The following is a 16,997-nucleotide window of genomic DNA, read 5'->3' as shown; positions in this document are numbered from 1 at the left end:
TTAAAAATGCTATGGCGTTCCCTATAAGCAATATTTTTGATTTAATCATTATTGACAAAATAATTCCCAGTCCAGCAACAACAAACGTATAGAGCCATAAAGATGATGCTTCCTGAAACATAATATTAGGTACCCAAAGCAGCAAAGAAATCGCTATAGTAGCAGTAGCCAATATCTTAATAAAGTTATTCATATACACCTCTAATTAGTATGAATTATACAGTTTTCCCGAAAATATAGACTTCTATAATCGCAACCTTTTCTTTTGTTTTATTTTACATAAATTTTACATAAATATCCAAAATCAAACAGAACAACAATTGTATGCTAAGGATTAAGAAGCAGAAGTACAATGAACATTCTTGATGATGCTTCACCTGAACACAAAATGGATTATAACAGATTAATATATTACTTAATGCAAATGAACCATTATATTGAAAACCCTAAGGAATTCGTAGAAAAAGCAAAGATTAATGGACAAACGTTAAAGGACATTTTCAAAACTATAATGATAAACTTGGGATTGGGACCATATTTAAAGCAGTAACGCTCCTCCAGTAAAAGCCAATCACCCATGCTTTTTGCGCTTCACGATAGTATTTACCATAAAGAAGAATTGATCATCATTTGTAAAATTAAATTATAAGAGTAGGTAAAGTTCATTTCATGATTTTTTATTGGGATAGAGTCACAATAACGTATTATTTACCGATAGGTGAATATATCCATAACTTTCCTTATAGTCGGTGTTGTGATAACTATTTAGGGATTAGTATTCGGAATTATCCTACTAAAAAAACAAAATTATGAACTTAAAAAAGGGCTCTTCCTTGATCAACTGGCTGACTTTCTAACAGTGAAAAACTTTTTTAAGAATACTAGTTGACTTTTAGAGCTAAACATTATATATTATTAATTGTCGAATTGATTATTACATATTGATTCCGTAGCTCAGCTGGGAGAGCGCCACCTTGACAGGGTGGAGGTCGCTGGTTCGAACCCAGTCGGAATCATCAATCAAAACGTTGAAATGGAGCGATTCCTATATTAATAAGGAGTCGCTCTTTTTTATTTTTTTAATGCTTCGCCGACATCTTGCCGACAATTCGCTTGTAATGTAATGTTTTTAAGTGTTTTATTATGTGTTAGTAAATAAAAAAACTTCAATTTTATTTGCAACCTCATCAATATTTTTTAATACATTTTAAAATTAATGGTGACATCTGGACCATAACGTATTCCAAACTCTGCCCATTGCTGCCTTTAGTTAGCCTGTTCACACATAACATTTCCTATTACAGTGAGGGTTCGGGGTATGCCTGGAACGAAGGAAACGAAGCCATTTTATTTAAGTGGTAATAAATTTATATCACCTTTAGCGTTAGGTATATAACCTGGTTCAGTCCTTTTACCCTTAGCACTTTCTTTAATATAGTCTTCATCTTTTGTTTGAGACCCTAAAGAACCATTTATAGCACTCTCTTTTTTATTATCAGCGTTGGATGAATTCCTGCAGGTTGGATTTAATGTAAATGTCTTGTATTCATACTTAAGCATTTCCTCAACTTCTTTTGGAGTCATATCTTTAATATTGTTGTAAACTTCCTCTTTTGTATTTTCCGGAATAAAGAAGTCAGAACCATCCTCATTAACTTTGTCAACAGCCTTCTGATAAGGCTCTAATAATTCATCGATATTATTCTTTTTTTCTGCAGAAACTGTCGCAGATAAAATACACATCATAATAATTGCTATTGTGCTCTTTACAATTTTTTTCATAAACTCTCCCCCTCCTTTAAACTATTTTCTTTTTAATATATTTATGTGACAAAGTTACAGGTAACTATTCATTTTTATTATGAACAAAAATATTCACAAATTAAAAGTTTAGGCACTTTCAATCATAAGAGAGGTTATAAAAATTGGAAATCTAGTGGCTCATTTTTTATGTGATCGAACCGCTTAAAAGTGGCTCAATATAACATTATCAAATACATTTCTTATACTGTCCTCATGGTAAAAAATCCATGCAGTCCCCTATATTTGGTCTTGTTTTTTGATGTTATTAACGATCTTAAACCAATTCCGAGGAAGTTTTACCTAACTTTTTCATTTTTGACTATTTTTAAAAGGCTTCTGCAAAAATTAATATTCATTTTGTACGATAAGAGCTTCTTTTTTCTAATTGGTCGGCTGCATAATCTTCAATCTGGAAAAAATTAAAGCACAGTCAACGCCGGACTGTCTAGTAATGTCGAACGAAAGAGGCTTGTTTTTATCCCAAAGTTAGATATGCTAGATGTAATTTTCAAATCTTACTTTTCCCTTGATTTTGGTCCTCCACGACTTCATAATCCAAGGGATTTTTTTGTTAATGAGATAAAGTTGTTTAAAAACTAAAATCATGGTTATTCCATTAAAGGGTCATTATATCGAATAATTTATTGCGGAAATTATGAAAAATTGAGATAATTATTATTGAATTGCAGTTTAGCGTGGCCACCAACCAACTAAGTGGTTGCTTACACTCAATTATTGGAAGGAAAGTTTTATCCTTTCGCGAATTCATTATACATGCCGAAATTACGAAATTCGCAAAAAAAAAATCGCGGTAGAGCATTGGAAAGAGCATTTTAATTTTCTATAACTCCATAGAGAGGTGATTACGCATGAATCAAAGACCGTCAGAAGAAGAATATGCCGGGGACTTCGGAGAGTATATCCGGTTGGTGCCGGATGGCAACATCATCGACATTCTACTCGCCCAGGAAAAGCAAATGACCGAGCTGCTGGCATCGTTGACCGAAAGCCATGGTGCGTATCGGTATGCAGAAGGAAAATGGACGCTGAAAGAAGTCGTGGGCCACATCGCAGACGGAGAACGCGTCATGACCTACCGCCTGCTCCGAATCGCAAGAGGGGACCAGACGCCTCTGTCCGGTTTCGACCAGGAATTGTTCATGCCTCCTTTCGGGAGCTGGACAACCGCGCAATTGGCCGAAGACTACCGGGCCGTACGGCAATCGACGATCACACTGCTTCGCGGGTTACCGGCGAAGGCGTGGTCCTGCAAAGGCACAGCCAACAACGCAAGCATTACGGCGCGTGCCCTCGCGTACGGCATTGCAGGACACGAGATTCATCACATGGGGGTCATCCGAAATCGGTATTTGAGTTAGTTGTCCGGAAGATCGGGACGGAAGCTGCGCGGAAAACGCGGCTTCCGTTCTTTCTTTATGGCAGCCTTCCCGCCCCGTTCATAGACTGATATGAAGAGAGGACAAGACGGGTTGAAAAAAGTTGCAGCGATTGGTTGTAGACTAGATTTTGTCTAAAAATGAAAAGCAAATAATAATCTCAAACAAGAAAAATCAAGGCCTCTTTGTTAAGCTAACGAAGAACGAGAGCTCAATACATCATACGAATGACAAACAAGGATTGGTGGCTATTCCGCAAAAGGGCGCCATTGTGGAGAAACCCGGAGAATTAAAGTGTATGCCGTGAAAAAACTAAGCCCGGTCAACGCCGGGCCTTTTATAATTTATCCTCGCAACTTTTTAAGTAGCTGCGTATTTTGAGTAGCTGTACCAGTATAGTTTTTAATACCATATTTGGCCGCCAACTTCTTCCGATTAGCAAGAGATGAATCAGCACCAATTGATTTGAGATAATCGACAACTGATGTTGTCTTTTGATCACCTTTTGGCTTGGGAGATGTTGCTACAGGCAGTTTAATTTTTTGGCCGACTTTGATGAGGTTTGGATTTTTAATGCCATTGAGCTTGACCAACTCATTAACAGTCGTTTTGTATTTTTTAGCAATAGCGGAAAGCGTGTCGCGAGTGTAGGGTGTCGTCCCGGCAAATTCAGTCAGTTCGGTAATTCGCTGATCTGCTTTTCCCCTACTTCCTAGCAATACCTCAAAGGCGGTTGTGACACTCTGCCGATCCATCTTGATTTTAAGAGGAAGTACCACACCTGCACCGATTCCTCCTGCTGCTCCCACAACTCCGAGAGTGGAAGTGGCGGCGTTCATGATACCTCGCAAAGGACGTGTAACCATATCAACGGCTCGTAACGTGATACTGTACGTTTTACCAGCGAAACTACTGGCCATCGAGCTTGCACTTCTGATGACATGCGATGCTCTATAGACTGCACGCAAAGTTAATTCCCATTTCCGGCCAGACAAGTCCCTCAGTCTGTCTCTGGTCCGCTGCACGACACTTTGAAATCTGGACACTTGTCCCTCAGACCTACTTGCAGATCCGCCAATTTTTTCAACGCCTTTTGCAGCACTTTGAGCACTCTTGCCCAGTTCTGACATCCCTTTTCCGGACTGCTTTGCTGATTTCTCAAGGCTTTCAACATCTCTCTTTGCCTTGTCTAACCCCTTGCTATAATTGTCTTTCGTCTCAATGGGAATCTCAATCCGATATATCTCTTTAGCCACCTACTTCCCTCCCTTCGATTGTCATTTTATCGCTTGGCGTTCTTCATGTTCTCGTTTTAACTGCTCTTGCATCGATAAAAGAGCAAACTTTTGTATGCCCTCCGGTTTGCTCATAATTTCGTCGGGGAGTTTACCCGTTCGTTGAAAAATCTCATGCAGGAGGGTTATCTTTCCTTCTGCACCGAAGAGTTTTTTATGATTTCATCCGTTTCGTCGTTATAGCCACTAATTTCATCGATTTTGTCGATAATGGCCTTTTTCTCTCCTGCCTTTAACACTTTATCAATGAGATCAGGTCCATTTACCACATTCAGTGATCTCCAAGCTTCTTTGTTATTCCAAAGCTTCTTCCGATCTTCTTCAACAGTTGCTCGATAGATTAAGAGGGAACGGAAGCGAGTGACACCAGTATCTTCTGCAACCTTCACACCACCGAGATTCTTAGCCTTCTTAAACTCCTTTCTCAGCATCTCTTAAGCAATGTTGATATTAGATGGTTTTTATTATCCTTTTCGTCTTCGAAGGAGGCATCCCCTTATTCTCCGCACTCATTTCCGCTACTTAGTCCCTGTAGTAATACCTTTTTCATCAAAGTATTTTTTTGCACCTGGATGAAGGTCGATGGTCATTCCATTCAATGCTTGTTCAACATTGATTTGCTTCCCTTTTTCATGACTGATTTTATCTCTATTCTCGTAAATGGCTTTTGTCATTTCATAGACAAGATCATCTGATAAATCCGACTTAACAACAAGCATGGCCTGGACTGCTACTGTATGAATGTCATTTTTTGCATCATATGTTCCTTTTTTGATTGTTTCCTTAGAATAATAAGGATATTTTTCAATCAAAGCAGTGATCTTATCTTGATCAATTGGGACAATGACAACTTTTTCAGTTGCGGATAAACCTTCCACTGCACCTGTAGGTGTTGATGCAGTTATAAAAGCAGCATCAATTGTACCGTCCTGCATTCCAGCCATGGAATCATCAAAAGATAAGTCATGGGCTTTTACATCATCAAGAGACAATCCATACATTTCAAGAATTTGTTCCGCATTGGCAAGTGTTCCCGACTCAGATTCTCCAACAGAAACCTTCTTTCCCTTTAAATCCTCTACTGAGTGAATTCCAGATTTTTCTGTTGTGACCAGTTGGATTGTTTCTGGATACAGCCCTCCCATTCCTTTGATGTTGTCCACTTTTTCTTTAAACATGTTAGTTCCTTCAACCGCATATGTAGCGATGTCCGTCTGAGTAAAGGCAACTTCTGCTTCTCCCTTTTTGATCATTGCCAGATTTTCAGTAGATGCGCCGGAAGTGACCGCATTCGTCTCAACCCCTGTAGCCTTCTGAATGAAATTGGCAAGGTCTCCTCCGAGTGGATAATAGGTACCACCTGTCCCCCCAGTAGCTATTTTAATATCTTTTACACCATATCCCTTCCCCTTTTCGCCTTCTCCCGCTTTGTCCTTGCTTTTATCGTTTCCTCCACCGCAAGCTGCCAGTACTAATGAGAGCATGAACATAAATGCGATTTCAGCTAGAAATTTTCTAGTCATTTAAAATCCTCCTTCTTTTTGATGCAATCCAGGTTAGACAGCCTTTTTTACAAGCTCTAAACACTTGTCGTATCACTATTTCTATCCTTTCCCTATTAAAAGAATACAAACCTGGTTTTTAACCTCTGAATTGTTCGTATGATACAATAAGACCAGACAACCTATTCAAAAGGAGGACGGCATTGGGATGCGCCAAGGAACTATTAAAGAAATGGAATTTACAAGTCAAGAACTGAATGAGATGATAAGCTTATTAATTTATCTGCCTGCTGGATATTCACCACTATACAAATACTCTCTGTTGATTGTTCAAGACGGAAAAGATTATTTCCAGATGGGCAGGCTGGCAAGGTTTGCTGATGAGCTTATCGCTGAGGAAAAAATTGAAAATCTGGTTATCGTCGGCATCCCTTATAAAAATGTGAAAGACCGTCGGAATAAGTATCATCCAGATGGCGAGCAGAATGAATCATACATAAGGTTTTTGGCACATGAGCTTGTTCCGTGGCTGGAAACGCAATATCCTACCGGTGGTGTTGGAAAATGCCGATCCCTTATGGGAGACAGCCTTGCTGCGACTGTTTCCTTAATGACAGCAATTGAATATCCGCATACTTTCGGGAAAGTAATTTTACATTCTCCTTATGTAAATGATGAAGTGCTTGCCACCGTCCGCTCCCATAAAACGCCTGATCTATTGGACGTTTATCATGTAATCGGCAATAGAGAAAATGAAATCAAATTTTCACCGGAACGTGTGGAAGACTTTTTAACACCAAACCGTGAGCTGCACCAAGCGTTTGAGGAAAAAGGATTTGATTCCTTTTATGAAGAAATTGATGGTGGGCACTCTTGGAAATCCTGGCAGCCGGACGTTAAACGAGCATTATCAATGATGTTCCCCCGCTAGGCTATTCGAATTTTATTTCAGTATATATCGTTATTACTATCGGCAGATAAATAATAAAGCCCGGCAGAATACCGGGCTTGTTTTAATCTACATATTTTTCTTCGTCTATTGTTTCAAACTCAATCTATCAGACATTTCCTCTTTTATCCCGTTCAAAAATAGAACAATTTCATCCCACTTATAACATTTTGACCTGCTTTAACATCATCGATATAATCCGTGTTTCGGTTATTCCCCCTTGTCATTATTCAGCTATATTGGCTGAATGTAACGCTCTTATGGCGTCCACAGCATGACCGCCCCAGTGTGTTTGGAATTGAAATTTCCAATGCCAGATCGCCTCTTTTTGCTTTTTTCGTTCAAACAATAGGATTCCTTCTTTAACATCCTTGTAAATATTTAAGACATCATCCGACAAGCTGTTACACACTGGCGCTTCAAAGTTATATGGGTTAAAGACCTCCCAGTAATACTCGTATTGTTCGAAGTTAACTTGGGGAAGTGAAATATTAAATTCATGTAAAGCTGCATTTTCAGGTTCAACATCGGGAAGAAGCAGGGCTTTGGAATATAAGTCCATTAGAGAAATAACTAGACTTTTTAATTTGTCTGTTTCCTGATTGGAGTTTAAATTTTCCACTAAGATGCAATAGTGAATAGCCGAATTCAAGAAGTTTACTGTTTTATTTTTCATTTTTTTCCTCTCAGAATTAAGTGTTACCGATTAAAAGCCTTTTTTAAACTGCGGTCAGATTTCACAACAACATCAGTGAGTACTTTTCAATTGATTAAATTTACTTTTTAAGTAGCTAATTAATGCTGGTAATAATGACACGAAAATAATCGCTAAAAGAAAGGCCGAAAAATTCTTCTGAACTATTGGCAAGTTACCAAATAAATAGCCTGTAATCGTGCACACCAGCACCCATATAGCTGCTCCCCCAACATTATAAGCAATAAAATATCGGTAATTCATACGGCTTGCCCCTGCAACAAATGGTGCGAAAGTCCGAATGAACGGAATAAAGCGAGCAATCACAATCGTTTTTCCACCATGTTTATTAAAGAACAGCTCTGCTTTTTCCAATTTATCTTGATTAATGACCCTTCCTATCAAGCTTTCTGGAGAGATAGACCTGCCACACATCTTACCAATATGATAATTAACAGTATCTCCCAAAACAGCCGCTGTAAAAAACAAAAAAATGAGAAGGACTATATTAAAAGCGCCTGCGGCCGCAAAAGCACCGCTGGCAAAAAGTAAAGAATCGCCTGGTAAGAATGGAAAAATAACCATCCCTGTCTCAACAAATATAATTAGAAATAATATTGCATAAGACCATAAATCAAATATCTGAATAATATCGATTAGGTGCTTATCAATATTGATAATAAAATCAACTACAAACATCATGATTTTCATAGATGTACCCCTGATTTCATATTATTGAATGAACAACTTAGTAGTGAACATAAGCATCGCGAAGTCAATTTATTCATGCGTTATCTTGAAGTATTTTAGGATATCTAGTCCCCCTCCAATAAATTCTGCACAAATAATCATTATGCTAAAAAACAATAATAATAAAATCAAAATAAAGAAATAACATTCAAGTGATTGTCTCCAATGTGATTTCTCTGGTTTTTTCATTTAATTAATCTCCTTTTCCTTCTATTAAAAAATCCATTACAAAACACCCTTAACTTTTCAATCATTAAAGGAATGGTCGTTTGCATATGGGATCATAACGATATTAGGAGAGATAATTAGATTGGTACTTTCGCGCACTGAAAAAACCAGCCATTTTAGTTTTATGAGAAAACGCATTAGGTTGGTATTTATTATAGGGAATTATCGGAGCATGCATAAAGAGAGGAGTAAGATATGAATTATCCAGTCCTTGGTTCTTGTTCTTATTCTTATTTTTAATAGACAGATGTGAATGCGTTGTGAAATGAGTGGCATCTAAATCAAGGATATGATTAATAGAGGAAATAGTAACTTCATTGAAGTCAGCCTCATGATGAAAAGTTGATGTTTCAAACTGGCCAACAATCAAAATAGATAGGAGGATCAATAACAATAAATCACGTAATTTTTTTCGCATTATTTTGTCCTCCTTTAAGACTAAAGCATGATTAACAGATGTTTCACCTAGCTTTATGAGAGATCATTCTTTTCAGTGTCATCTTCATTTGCTAAACCTTGGGTAGCTTTTTTAAATTCTTTCAAACTGCTTCCTAATGCTTTTCCTAGTTCAGGTAATTTGTTAGGACCAAAAATAATTACAGCGGCAATAGCAATAATAATGATACTACCAATACCTGGTCTCATAAAAACACAACTCCTTTGTTACCTATATTATAGGAAAGCCACTATTTGATATGCAAGCAGTAAGCGTTTGTCAACAAATCAAATGCGCTTTGGTGGATTTAACTATATTCAGCCGGGGATTGAACCCCTACTAAATAGAATACCAATACACATTCACCACTTACTAAAGTGGGAGACTTCTACTAAATAAAAAATTAGAAGGTCATAACGATTAACTCCATTACAACTAAACACTGCTTCAACATGTATCTTATGCTATGTCTTCGTTTCTTTTTAGCAAAAAAAGCCATCATACAATGATGACTTTAATACTTACGAATATATAAAAACTTGCTATTACTGTATATCTCAAGACAAATTGCCGCGGTAGTATTCCTCTTTTTAAAACCTAAACGACGTAAGCCCTACCTCTCATACATCCTTACGACTCCGAAGTCGATCCAGTGTGATTAAGTTCTTCATTATAAATAATCAAGAACGCCAAAAATTTATTTCATCTATGATATTTCAAGTTCATTCGTTAAGCATTTCAATTAATTATATCATTAGGGCACAATAAAAGAAAGCCCTGCTCAGAATATAAACAAAACCATTGACCACAATCGGTGATAGAGCGACCATTTCCCAAAGCCTTCAAACTCTTGAACTTATATAATATCCAAGAGCCATCAAAATAAAGAAACTAAAACACATGAGTAAATTGAAAAAAGCCAGCCAGAAACTCTTGCTAATAATTGCAAAAGCCATCCCAATAGCAGCTATAAGATATGTCAAAATCCACAATGGGCTCGCAACTTGAAAAACTAGATTTGGAATCCAAATTACAATACACAGTATAAGACAAATGAAAGATACCATTTTTAATTTTTCTCTAGACATAGACCCCACCTTCAATCATTTATAAAATTATATTAACAATTAAAAACAATTAGAGCCATACGATAAAGCACCTATCCAATTAGATAGGTGCTAAAATCCTTATTCAAGCCCTTATTTTAAAGTCTTTTTTACTATGCAGCCGCTTACCTGAAATTAGAATTTTTAGTTATTTTAAATATTCTCTGGTTAACTTATGTTCTATACAATACCGAGGCTTATTATTAAAAAGAACGGTGGGTGGTCATGGATGATTTTACAATTCTAGTTTTACTTTTATTCATTGGTACATTACTAACTTTTATTGTAAATAAGGTGAAAAAGAATCATTCGAATAAACTGGGAGCGATTATTTGGATTATGATTGGAATCATATTTCTCTACCTATGGTATTTCAAGTGATTGTTCAAAAATAACCTCTCCTTCAATATTTGTCCATAAAAAATAACTCTCCCAAAAATCTCTTTTCTTCTGTAAGCTAACTGCTTTCGTTGGATTGATTGAATGAGATTCAATACTGATCTAAGCTTATTAACATACCTTTCTGTTGATTCGAAAAATGTGAACTTTTCTTTACTAGAATTTAACGTTACGATGAAACTTTTTATCTGTTGCAGCGTATTAATTGGTAAATCAATATTGGGAGGTCATTGAATGAGTACCCCACTTTGGATAGCTATTTTTGTCGCTATGGCTACTGCTATTATCGTTGTTTTTAATAATACCAAGAAAGAGAAATAGCTTGAAAATGGAGGTCATTGCTATTGAGCTCTTTTTCACATAAAATTTTATTGATTTGGTTCATACATATTTGTCTTTCCATAAAGGCGCTGTTAAGTGATTTATCATGCATCTTGGAATAAAATTGGTGTTAAATATACATCAAGCCCCGACTCCTTGATACACAGGCGCTTTTTAATGCTAAGCTTCCTATGTCCTATAGGAAAAGCTGGCAAAGTTATGTTATAGTAATAAGATATAGAAGTTTTCAATTAATTTCTTATTAGGGAGGTTAGAAAAATGAAATATGGGATTGTTATATTCCCCTCTAAAACGTTGCAGGACTTGGCAAATTCCTATCGGAAAAGGTATGACCCCCATTATGCGCTGATTCCTCCTCATCTGACATTGAAGGCAGCTTTTGAAACAGAAGTAGATGCCCATTCCATTACAGAAAAATTGGAAGCGATAGCAAAAAAATATGAACCGTTTGTTCTAAATATCAGAAAAGTGAGTTCGTTTCAGCCCATCAACAACACTATTCATTTAAAGACTGAAAAAACGCCACAATTAGAGGGGCTTTATGAAGATTTGTACGCTTCCTTGCCAGGTGACAAGCCGGAGCATCCTTTTGTTCCTCATATTACTATCGCTCAAAATCTATCAAACGATGAGCATTCTGATGTGTATGGCCAACTAAGGATGCTTGGGATTGAACATGAGGAAACGATTGACCGATACCATCTCTTATATCAGCTTGAAAATGGTTCATGGACTGTTTATGAAACTTTTCGCCTAGGAAAGGATCCCCAATAAATGAAAGTCATTCATGCCGGAACAGACGATCAGATTCAAGACGCATTCAGCATTCGAAAAAAAGTGTTTGTCGAGGAACAAAAAGTTCCAGTAGAAATCGAAATCGACGAACATGAAAACAACTCTGCCCACTTCGTGCTTTACGATGGGGAAGAGCCAGCAGGCGCGGGCAGATTCCGGATACTTGATGGCAAGGGAAAAGTGGAAAGAGTTTGTATTCTCCCCGATTATCGAGGCAAAGGGGCAGGCATCCAAATAATGGTGGAAATTGAGGATTATGCAAAGAAACTTCCCGTCGAGGAACTTGTTCTAAATGCTCAATCTTATGCTGTACCATTTTATGAGAAACTTGGATACGCCGTCGTATCGGACGAATTTCTCGATGCTGGTATCCCCCACCGGAAAATGATAAAGAGACTGGAACAAGAAATGACAAAACGCTCTGTTTAGCTAGGAAAGAACAAGACGATTCCCAGAAGGCTCGCCTTCAAATTAAAGGGAATCGGCTTGTGACCTTGCAACAGGGCGCTATTTGCTTTTTAACAGTCATGAATACAGCTGAAAAGAAATCCCTTTAAGGTTTCGAATGAAATCTTAAAGCGGTTCCCCTTTCAACCATAGCGTATATTCATTTACCGAGATTGCCACTGTCCCGTCTTCTATAAGTGAAGATATGTATGCAGTAAAAGAAGTTCTATAAAGCAGCCATTGGCCGATTTCGCGTGCCTTTAATCCAAAGTGATCAAACATTCTTTTCATTAAAGCTTCCATTGATATGCCATCTGTAGATGATTTAATATGATTTAAAAGAAAAAGCTTGATGTTGTTATGACAATCAATGTTGGCCTGAATCGTCCCATCAAATGCAGTTTCATAATCACCATGCCCAGGAAGTGCTCCCTGCAAGGTTAAGCTTTTTAATTTTTCAAGCGAGCTGATTGTCGCACCAGCATCGACGATAAAAGGAACCTTGTGTTTCTCAAGAACCTTAGTACCGAAATAACTGTCTGCTCCATACAAGATTCCATCTATTATAATTCCCATCTGCGAATAGCTGTGCCCCGGCAAATGAACCGCCTCAAAATGGAATGATCCCAATTCCTGTTGCCCTTCAACGAGGAACTCATCAATGATCACTGGTTCCCCCTCTAAAAACTTGTTTCTTAACTTTTTAATCGGTACTGCCCCATTCCACAAATAAATCGGCTCAAGAATAGGATGTTCCATAATAGCTGCTTCCAGCTGTGGTGCATGTAATTTTACCGAGAGCTCTTTCTGTAAATAGGAAGCTCCTCCATAATGATCGGTATGTGCATGAGTAAGGATGACATGATCAATGGGAAGCTGATGCTCTTTCAGTATTTTTAATACTTTTTTTGCGGTGCCTTTGTCAATACCAGAATCAATGAGCAGCCCTTGTCCTTCTTTGTTTACATATCCTATATTGACTGCACCGCTAAAGTAATGACAACAATCCGAAATTCCTATCAATTCCAATTCAAAACATTCCTTCCAAATAGGCTATTATACATATTCGTTAAAAAATAGGCCTTTTCCTGTTTCATGAGGAAAATTTTCTTTTTTGGGGGCTTTCCATTCAATCCCCCTTATTTTCTTGTCATTAAACGGAAATTGCGTTCCGGAAGCTCGAAACTGAAAGTTCGCTCGAAGTCTAATTTCAGGCATAAAATGGATTGGCATAGGATCCCGATTTTTCGTTTTTTCCTGATCTCTTTTTTGGTACTCCGTATATTGAAGCATCCTGACCGGCGCAATATATCCCATATCATAGCACCTTCTTTTTCATAGTGTTTACCCGAAATCCCCATTTTGTAAACCCTTTCTTTTTTAAAAAAGAGGACTTGCAAATAATGCAAGCCCTTCGTTTATTTTTTATTAAGCATTTTTGAAATAGTTCCCATATCTAGTTTGCTGCCATCTTTTGTGATGGTATGCACCATTTTGTCTTCCAATTCTCTTGAAACGGGGCGGTTTGCAATCCTAGCCACTTCTCTAATTACTCGACGGACTGTTTTTTCATCTTTAAAGTTTGCACTCTGCAAGGAATTCGCAAGCTTGAGTACTTCATTCATATCGACTCCGGTCTTACTTTCAATATTTTTGAAAAATTGATTATCCATAGTTAAAAATAGCCTCCTTTTCATCTTTTATATAGTATGAAGAAGGCTATTTTTGGTGAGATATAGAATTCTTAAAATGCTGGAATGAGTTAAATCCCTATCCTTTTGGTTTAAATAGTAAAGCGCCAAGGAAGCCGAAAACGATGGCCGCCGATATACCGGATGATGTCACTTCGAACATTCCGGTCATTACCCCGACAAGACCATGTTTATCAGATTCCATCATTGCCCCGTGGACAAGGGAATTCCCAAAGCTGGTGATCGGTATGGTTGCTCCGGCCCCAGCAAAATCTATAAGGGGATCATACAACCCAAACCCGGCCAAAATTGCACCAACAACAACCATTCCACTTAATGTATGGGCAGGCGTTAGTTTGGCAGCATCAAACATAAGCTGACCAATTACACATATAATTCCTCCGATGACAAACGCCCAAAAAAACATAGCAAGCATGAAAACCCCTCCTATTAAACATATTCGATGGCAACTGCATGAGCAATACAGGGAATAGACTCCTTCTGTTGAAAAGAAAGCGGTGATAAAAGAGAGCCTGTAGCCACACATAAAATTCGCTTATACTTTCCTGCTTTCATCTCATTGAGTAAATGACCATACATGACGACTGCAGAACAAGCCGGTCCGCTTGCTCCGGAAAACACTTCCTGTTCTTCTTTCTTATAAATGAGAAGGCCGCAATCCTTAAATTGCTCATCATTAACTGATACTCCCTTTTGTTGAAAAAGATCCATTGCAGCTCGCCTGCCTATTTCAGCCAGGTCTCCGGTCACAATCAGGTCATAATGGGAAGGGTCAATGTTCAAATCAAAACAATGCCTTTGAATCGTGTCAACAGCGGCTGGCGCCATTGCGCCTCCCATATTAAACGGGTCCGTCAATCCCATATCTATCACTTTGCCGATGGTGGCTGAAGTAATTCTCGGATGGGGAGAACTGACTAATCTCCCAGAGCCAACAAGAGCGACTCCTGCTCCTGTAACAGTCCATTGCGCAGTTGGCGGCTTCTGGCCGCCATATTCTGTAGGATACCGAAATTGGCGTTCAGCTGATGCATTATGACTGGACGCTCCTGCCAGTATGTAATCCGCTCCGCTGTTATTAATAATCATAGCTGCCAGCGCCAGCCCCTCCGTCGAAGTGGCACACGCACTGAATAATCCGAGATGCGGTACCTGATTCGTTCTAGCAGCAAAACTCGTCGGCGTTATTTGATTGATTAAATCACCCGCCAAGAAAAATTGAACATCTTCCCCTTTTAACGCTTTTTTTCTTAGCGCAATGTCAACGGCATCCTCGAGTAAGACGGTTTGCGCCTTTTCATATGAATCCTTTCCCATCCATAAATCCTCATGAAATTTATCAAAATCATTTGTAAGACGTCCTTTTTTTTCAAATGGTCCACCAACAACTCCAGTAGATAAAATGGCTGGCCTTTGATGAAAAACCCACGTCTGATTCCCAACAAGCATTATAGCCCTCCCCACTTGAACAATATAGTCTTTATAAAAGCGACAACAAATGCGGAGAATACTCCAAACATAATGACCGATCCCGCGAGTTTAAACATATTTCCTCCTACCCCTGTAACAAACCCCTCACTTCTGTGTTCAATTGCTGAAGAGATAACAGCATTTCCAAAACCCGTAACGGGCACGGCACTTCCCGCGCCGGCATATTGGCCAAGACGATCATACATGCCAAAACCCGTTAAAATCATAGCGAAGAACACCACTGTAGCCACAGTCGGATTTCCCGCTGTCTGCTCCGTAAAATCGAAAAAGTAAATATAAATATAAGTAATAGCCTGTCCGATTAGGCATATTGTGCCGCCCACCCAAAAAGCCCTGATGCAGTTTTTTAAAATTGGCCTTTTGGTTTCGTGTTTTTTTTGCAGCTGTTCATACTGAATCTGTTCAGGTGTTTTTGATTTGTTTTTACTAGACATCTGCTTCTCTCCTATGTCATTTCTTCTTTTAATCGGATAATTTTTTTAAAGCGTTTTTCAGCTTTTTCGTCTGATAAATTGCCGTCATCCAAATCTTCTTCTAGCCTTATTGCTTCTAGGAAAATTTTGTAATCGCTGGAAACAATAAATTTCTCGTCGGGATATTCGCGCTCCAATCTTTTAGTGAGATCCTTCTCAATTTTTTTCATTCTGAACCTTTTCATATGCTTAACTTTATAGGCCACAATGATTTTCTTTTTTCCTTCAATCACCGCAACATCGTAAATTTCCTTCATTTTCGACACTTCTTCTCTCACCTGATAGGCAACCGAATCCTCCTCATCCCTTTGCTTCAGCTCAATAGGCGGCGGGCTTGTTGTTTTCAACAAGGCCGAATCGCTCTCTTTATGCTCTTTTCCATCATCATAGGAGCAGGCGGAAAGAATCAATAAAATGGCGGCCATAATAATAATCTTTAATGATTTACTCATGTGAACCTCCGCTTTTAAAATCGTAACTACCTTTATTTTTCACCAATCCATGTAAATTATGAACGCAAATGTTTCAACTTTCTTTTTGAAAAGAAGAATAAAAAAAGAGAAACTTATACAAAAAGTTTCTCTGTACACGAATGCATGGTAAAAAGTCGAAAAAAACTTCTAAAACACTCTTGGCTTCTTGATAGGTCCTCCGCATCCGCAGCCTTTCCTTTTTTTATGAACAGGAGCGACCGACCTTTTTTTCCCTCCATTTTTTTTCAAAGATCTCACTTCCCACATGTATATTGGATGCACCTATGCACCTAGTATATTTTATGAGCGTCCTTCGCTTATCGTTTTCCCAAAACCCCAGATTACCCGATGTTTTTTGACTGAATCCATGTTTCAACAATTGCTGCGAAGCCAGCCGCGGCCAATACGATAACAACAGGTTTATAAACAACAGGAAGATAAAAACGTATCACGAATAATCCGATAGCCATCCATATCCCTGTACACCAGTAGCAGCTCAGCAGATTGCCAAACCAGCCCCGGACACCTCCTTCTTTCGGACGCAGATAAACCTCCGTCTCTCCCTCATTATTTTTTTCCTCATACTCATCTATGAATGGACTTCTTATCCATTCTGTTATTTGATCATAGACTAACAGCCTAGTGAGACGAAAAACCGCCATGCTGAATATAATAAATTCCAACCAGGCAATATCCATTGATTCC

The 16,997-nt window shown here is 38.2% G+C and carries 20 protein-coding genes, 1 tRNA gene and 1 pseudogene; 6 read left to right on the top strand and 16 right to left on the bottom strand.

Annotated elements, in window-relative coordinates:
• Positions 1 to 943 precede the first annotated feature (943 nt).
• Positions 944 to 1,016 (top strand) — tRNA-Val (locus tag H9631_RS02230).
• 331 nt (positions 1,017 to 1,347) lie between these two features.
• Here H9631_RS02230 and H9631_RS02225 read toward each other — a convergent pair.
• Complete coding sequence (locus H9631_RS02225) at positions 1,348 to 1,782, bottom strand: hypothetical protein (protein WP_191809613.1); 435 nt, start codon at positions 1,780 to 1,782, stop codon at positions 1,348 to 1,350.
• A gap of 890 nt (positions 1,783 to 2,672) precedes the next feature.
• On the opposite strand from H9631_RS02225, the gene H9631_RS02220 reads away from it, so the two are divergent.
• On the top strand, positions 2,673 to 3,182 hold the full coding sequence (locus H9631_RS02220) for a DinB family protein (RefSeq protein ID WP_191809612.1): 510 nt from the start codon (positions 2,673 to 2,675) through the stop codon (positions 3,180 to 3,182).
• Between the two features lie 362 nt (positions 3,183 to 3,544).
• Here H9631_RS02220 and H9631_RS22770 read toward each other — a convergent pair.
• The 3 genes and pseudogenes from H9631_RS22770 to H9631_RS02200 form a co-directional block, all read right to left on the bottom strand.
• A pseudogene (locus tag H9631_RS22770) lies at positions 3,545 to 3,709 on the bottom strand (DUF3597 family protein); the annotation flags it as partial.
• A 911-nt stretch (positions 3,710 to 4,620) separates the two neighbouring features.
• On the bottom strand, positions 4,621 to 4,926 hold the full coding sequence (locus H9631_RS02205; protein ID WP_225220798.1) for a phage tail assembly chaperone: 306 nt from the start codon (positions 4,924 to 4,926) through the stop codon (positions 4,621 to 4,623).
• A gap of 87 nt (positions 4,927 to 5,013) precedes the next feature.
• Complete coding sequence (locus tag H9631_RS02200; RefSeq protein ID WP_191809611.1) at positions 5,014 to 6,018, bottom strand: TAXI family TRAP transporter solute-binding subunit; 1,005 nt, start codon at positions 6,016 to 6,018, stop codon at positions 5,014 to 5,016.
• Between the two features lie 181 nt (positions 6,019 to 6,199).
• Here H9631_RS02200 and H9631_RS02195 point away from each other — a divergent pair, with 181 nt between their 5' ends.
• Positions 6,200 to 6,928, top strand: coding sequence for an alpha/beta hydrolase (locus H9631_RS02195; RefSeq protein ID WP_191809657.1), 729 nt, complete (start codon positions 6,200 to 6,202; stop codon positions 6,926 to 6,928).
• Positions 6,929 to 7,172: 244 nt separating this feature from the next.
• On the opposite strand, the gene H9631_RS02190 is transcribed toward H9631_RS02195, so the two are convergent.
• From H9631_RS02190 to H9631_RS02175, 4 genes are all read right to left on the bottom strand, one after another.
• Complete coding sequence (locus tag H9631_RS02190; RefSeq protein WP_191809610.1) at positions 7,173 to 7,622, bottom strand: DUF5063 domain-containing protein; 450 nt, start codon at positions 7,620 to 7,622, stop codon at positions 7,173 to 7,175.
• A gap of 72 nt (positions 7,623 to 7,694) precedes the next feature.
• Positions 7,695 to 8,351 (bottom strand): DedA family protein, encoded by a 657-nt coding sequence (locus H9631_RS02185; protein WP_191809609.1) that lies wholly within the window; start codon positions 8,349 to 8,351, stop codon positions 7,695 to 7,697.
• Positions 8,352 to 8,682: 331 nt separating this feature from the next.
• Entirely contained in the window at positions 8,683 to 9,036 is a 354-nt protein-coding gene (locus H9631_RS02180; RefSeq protein ID WP_191809608.1) for a hypothetical protein, read from the bottom strand.
• Between the two features lie 53 nt (positions 9,037 to 9,089).
• Entirely contained in the window at positions 9,090 to 9,263 is a 174-nt protein-coding gene (locus H9631_RS02175) for a twin-arginine translocase TatA/TatE family subunit (protein WP_191809607.1), read from the bottom strand.
• A gap of 1,122 nt (positions 9,264 to 10,385) precedes the next feature.
• On the opposite strand from H9631_RS02175, the gene H9631_RS02170 reads away from it, so the two are divergent.
• The 3 genes from H9631_RS02170 to H9631_RS02160 all read left to right on the top strand — a co-directional run bounded on the left by H9631_RS02170 (position 10,386) and on the right by H9631_RS02160 (position 12,125).
• Positions 10,386 to 10,541 carry a hypothetical protein gene (locus H9631_RS02170; protein ID WP_191809606.1) on the top strand — a complete coding sequence of 52 codons (156 nt, stop codon included), beginning with the start codon at positions 10,386 to 10,388 and terminating at the stop codon, positions 10,539 to 10,541.
• 618 nt (positions 10,542 to 11,159) lie between these two features.
• The gene (locus H9631_RS02165) at positions 11,160 to 11,675 is read left to right on the top strand and encodes a YjcG family protein (RefSeq protein ID WP_191809605.1); all 516 of its coding nucleotides are present in this window, start codon (positions 11,160 to 11,162) and stop codon (positions 11,673 to 11,675) included.
• Positions 11,676 to 12,125, top strand: a complete 450-nt coding sequence (locus tag H9631_RS02160) for a GNAT family N-acetyltransferase (protein ID WP_191809604.1) — start codon at positions 11,676 to 11,678, stop codon at positions 12,123 to 12,125. It begins immediately after the preceding gene.
• A gap of 144 nt (positions 12,126 to 12,269) precedes the next feature.
• Here the strand turns inward: H9631_RS02160 and H9631_RS02155 are convergent, their stop codons facing one another.
• The 8 genes from H9631_RS02155 to H9631_RS02120 all read right to left on the bottom strand — a co-directional run bounded on the left by H9631_RS02155 (position 12,270) and on the right by H9631_RS02120 (position 16,990).
• The gene (locus tag H9631_RS02155) at positions 12,270 to 13,172 is read right to left on the bottom strand and encodes an MBL fold metallo-hydrolase (protein WP_191809603.1); all 903 of its coding nucleotides are present in this window, start codon (positions 13,170 to 13,172) and stop codon (positions 12,270 to 12,272) included.
• A 27-nt stretch (positions 13,173 to 13,199) separates the two neighbouring features.
• Positions 13,200 to 13,460: a hypothetical protein gene (locus tag H9631_RS02150; protein ID WP_191809602.1), complete on the bottom strand. Its 261-nt coding sequence runs from the start codon at positions 13,458 to 13,460 to the stop codon at positions 13,200 to 13,202.
• A gap of 101 nt (positions 13,461 to 13,561) precedes the next feature.
• On the bottom strand, positions 13,562 to 13,816 hold the full coding sequence (locus tag H9631_RS02145) for a stage VI sporulation protein F (protein ID WP_191809601.1): 255 nt from the start codon (positions 13,814 to 13,816) through the stop codon (positions 13,562 to 13,564).
• A 97-nt stretch (positions 13,817 to 13,913) separates the two neighbouring features.
• Entirely contained in the window at positions 13,914 to 14,270 is a 357-nt protein-coding gene (spoVAE, locus tag H9631_RS02140; protein WP_191809600.1) for a stage V sporulation protein AE, read from the bottom strand.
• Between the two features lie 14 nt (positions 14,271 to 14,284).
• The gene (gene spoVAD / locus H9631_RS02135) at positions 14,285 to 15,304 is read right to left on the bottom strand and encodes a stage V sporulation protein AD (RefSeq protein WP_191809599.1); all 1,020 of its coding nucleotides are present in this window, start codon (positions 15,302 to 15,304) and stop codon (positions 14,285 to 14,287) included.
• Positions 15,304 to 15,780, bottom strand: a complete 477-nt coding sequence (gene spoVAC, locus H9631_RS02130) for a stage V sporulation protein AC (RefSeq protein ID WP_191809598.1) — start codon at positions 15,778 to 15,780, stop codon at positions 15,304 to 15,306. Before spoVAC ends, spoVAD begins: the two co-directional genes overlap by 1 nt.
• 11 nt (positions 15,781 to 15,791) lie before the next feature.
• On the bottom strand, positions 15,792 to 16,271 hold the full coding sequence (locus tag H9631_RS02125) for a YhcN/YlaJ family sporulation lipoprotein (RefSeq protein ID WP_191809597.1): 480 nt from the start codon (positions 16,269 to 16,271) through the stop codon (positions 15,792 to 15,794).
• A gap of 362 nt (positions 16,272 to 16,633) precedes the next feature.
• Positions 16,634 to 16,990, bottom strand: a complete 357-nt coding sequence (locus tag H9631_RS02120; protein ID WP_191809596.1) for a DUF1360 domain-containing protein — start codon at positions 16,988 to 16,990, stop codon at positions 16,634 to 16,636.
• Positions 16,991 to 16,997 lie beyond the last annotated feature (7 nt).

The organism is Bacillus norwichensis, from assembly GCF_014836955.1.
GTDB lineage: Bacteria > Bacillota > Bacilli > Bacillales > Bacillaceae_C > Siminovitchia > Siminovitchia norwichensis.
This window is presented reverse-complemented; position numbering and strand designations above follow the sequence as displayed.